The sequence below is a fragment of the Motilimonas thetidivivens genome (genome assembly GCF_046452435.1).
GTDB lineage: Bacteria > Pseudomonadota > Gammaproteobacteria > Enterobacterales > CBDFNC01 > Motilimonas.
Genome location: NZ_JBKFDK010000047.1, coordinates 1 through 2,990, shown reverse-complemented (window position 1 = coordinate 2,990; position 2,990 = coordinate 1). Strand labels below are relative to the sequence as shown.

The 2,990-nt window shown below is 35.1% G+C and carries 3 protein-coding genes; all 3 read right to left on the bottom strand.

Going from position 1 to position 2,990, the window contains the following annotated elements:
* The coding region (locus tag ACK8OT_RS19150; RefSeq protein ID WP_410198112.1) for a DEAD/DEAH box helicase at nt 1-1,639 on the bottom strand (1,639 nt) is incomplete at its 3' end.
* A complete protein-coding gene (locus tag ACK8OT_RS19145) occupies nt 1,639-2,571 on the bottom strand; it encodes a HamA C-terminal domain-containing protein (protein WP_410198111.1) in 933 nt (310 codons plus the stop codon). The genes ACK8OT_RS19150 and ACK8OT_RS19145, both read right to left, overlap by 1 nt.
* Before the next feature lie 212 nt (nt 2,572-2,783).
* On the bottom strand, nt 2,784-2,990 hold a 207-nt coding region (locus ACK8OT_RS19140), incomplete at its 5' end, for an integrase core domain-containing protein (RefSeq protein WP_410198110.1).

The following is a 2,990-nucleotide window of genomic DNA, read 5'->3' as shown; positions in this document are numbered from 1 at the left end:
TATAAGGTGTCCTTTTCTCTGGCTTTCCGTTCGGCCATAATTTGGAATCATTTACATCTAAGCAAAAAATATTTCCTTGAAATTCTTGCCCCCATCGACCAGCTCTACCCGCTAGATTCCAGAAATCTTCACTGGTCATTGGTTTGTCAGCACTTCTGCCCTTTTTAGGCCCTCGAACAAATATATTTTTGCATGAAAGATTTACACCTTCTACTAGAGTTGAAGTACATGCAAGAAAAGATATTTCTCCAGATTTAAATAAGCTTTCAATTTTATTCCTTATGACTTGAGGAATGTTTCCATAATGGAAAGCGACGCCATACTTTAGATATTCACTTAATAAGAAATCTTTGTGGATTGTCTTTTTACATAGTTCGATTAAGTCGTCAAGGTCAGGTGAAGACTTTGGCTCTATACCATCTGACTTCATTAGATCGACGATAATTCCACATGTTTTTTCTGCATCACTTGGGATGTTTACATAAACAAGGTTGCCTGAAAAATGCTTACCGATACTGTAGGCTACGAATGACAATCTCTTTATTTGACTGTTAGGGGTACTTGCTAAGTTAAGTTCGCCTATTTTAATATTTGTATCTGATACATACTCAATATCCCATTTCTTTGGAACTCGTGGAATCTGAGACACCCAAAATAAATTTTGGTTTACAGTTGCTACTGGAGTATAAACAGAATCTTTATATTTACTAGTATGTAAACTTAGTAGCTTTTCAGGGTTTTTTGAAAATGGGCTAGCATAAATTATTTTGGTGTTGTCACTGGAAGCTCTCATAATAGCGTGCTGTAGAAGAATTCCTCTATAAGAGTCAGACATTTTATGAGCTTCATCAATAAATACATAATCGAAGTTGTAATTACTATCATTTAAAAGAAAGTGTAGTCTTTCTTGAGTAAGTACAAAAATTTTAATGCTAGAGTCTTCAATGAAATCTTTATTTGGTAGAGTTATGATGCTAAAGTCTAAATTATGGTTGGCTAGAGTTTCTTCAATATCCTCACTAACCTGAGTAACCAAAGCCCTTGTTGGTACTAAGTATAAGATATTTTCAATGTTCTTATTAATCAATGTGTCTAAGATGTATTGGCAAAAAATAAAAGATTTTCCTGCTGCTGTTGGTGCAGAAACAGAGAGTACGTCATTATCTTTAGCCTTCTCCCAAAAGCTCAATTGAAAATTATTAGCTTTAAAAGATGATTTATTACCTAATGATATTGAAAAGCAATTTTCCATTTTCCTAGTTAGCAGTAATTCACCAATGCTATTCTTGTTGATTGTTTCTAAATCTTTAATAGTTTTTTTGTTTTTTGCTAATTCAATTAAAGGGTAATTTCCGTTCTTTTTTAATATATATTCTGACTTTTCTTTCAATAATGCACTAAACTCATTAGAACTAATTACAGCTTGGCAAATCCTTAAAGATTTATCTAGTTCTTCTTGTTTTTCAGAAATAGAAATAATGTCTGCACATTTTAATAAATACTTTATGTCAAAAAAATCCTCTTGAACTTCATAGTGAAGAACTGAAAATTGGGTTCTAATGTTGTTCGTGAGCAATGAACGGTATTGAGATTTGAATGAATCCGAGTTGACGATTGATGCTATTATGTTCTTGTTCATTATTTTAGCCCTAACTCCGTTCTAAATGTGTCTCTAAAACTGTCAACTGAATTTATAGGAAGGTAGAAAAAAATAATTTTTGTGTTCTCTATATCGTGTTCTTTTAATTTGGATTCAATATTTTTCTTCCAATATTTAAGGAAGTCACTTTCAATTTTATCGCGAATGTTTTTGTTTGTAAGTTTTGTGTCTGATTTCTCATACGAGGAATGATCAAATGACACTAAACAAACGGCGCATGAACGTAGCTGGTCGTAACGTGGTGAAGTGAAATCAAAGTAGTTTTTAATGGCTCCTTCTAATGAGCTATTATCGAGGTCGATATAGTCTATGAGGCGAATATCACTATCAACATCAGGCTCCATTTTCAGAATACTAGCGATACTTGTAACGCACTCAGATATTGCAGATGAATGAGTTGCATGTAGCTTTGATTCACCCCAATAGACACATAACATGTCCTCGTCATCAACTCCTAGGAAGACTCCATCTGCGCCATGAAAGTGCATCTGTTCATCTGATTTCAGGCTCATTTTGCACAGAACTTGTGGGAATTTAAGAATACTTTCAGTTAATGCGAATAAAAGTAACTCCCCGCCTTCTCCCGTCAATTCGAGCTTGGTAAAAAGTTTCCTTGCATCAAGAGCGACCTTGGTTATGTCGTCGGCGCACCCAGTATCGATAAATTTTTTCTTGGCTTTGTTTATTCGACTTCTAGGGATCGTATAGTCTGTGATTTTCATGCACATGTACTTAATGAGCTCGTTTAATCGAGGTCTGCCATTGGGATCGACTTTTAAATAATAACAATCAATCTTGTTTTCATTTAAGTCATGTGTACATGCTGTTGCCAAGAGAGATGATAGATCAGTTAACTCCCCTCTAGCCATTTCAGTTAGTGCTTTGCCAATAGTACCGAGGTTGTCTTCCATTTTGTCCACTGCTCTTAAATACGTAAAGTAACGACTTGTTTTGTCTGGTTACAAGATATCTCAATTTTAATTAGGGCTATTTGCTTGTGTAATGGTTCATTGCAAACGTTAACTTTTTTATACACATGCTGATGTATATGACTCCTAGTGTATTAAATCATTTAGAACACTGCGGTAGTCCTCCCATTTATAGCAGCACCTTTTTGTAGAATTTAAGCTGCAACTCTAAGTGGTGGGTGACCTCCATTCGCTGTGTGTGGCCGTTCATGATTGTAAAACCAAAGCCATTGTGTTGTCCGCGCTTGAACTTCCTCAAGGCTATCAAATAAATATTTGCTCACTAATCCGAATCTCATAGTGCGGTTAAATCGTTCAATGTAAGCATTTTGTTGTGGGTTACCTGGCTGGATATAGTCTAC

Excerpts from the sequence above, each read along its gene's own strand:
- ACK8OT_RS19145 (WP_410198111.1), bottom strand. The coding sequence starts at position 2,571 with ATGGAAGACAACCTCGGTACTATTGGCAAAGCACTAACTGAAATGGCT.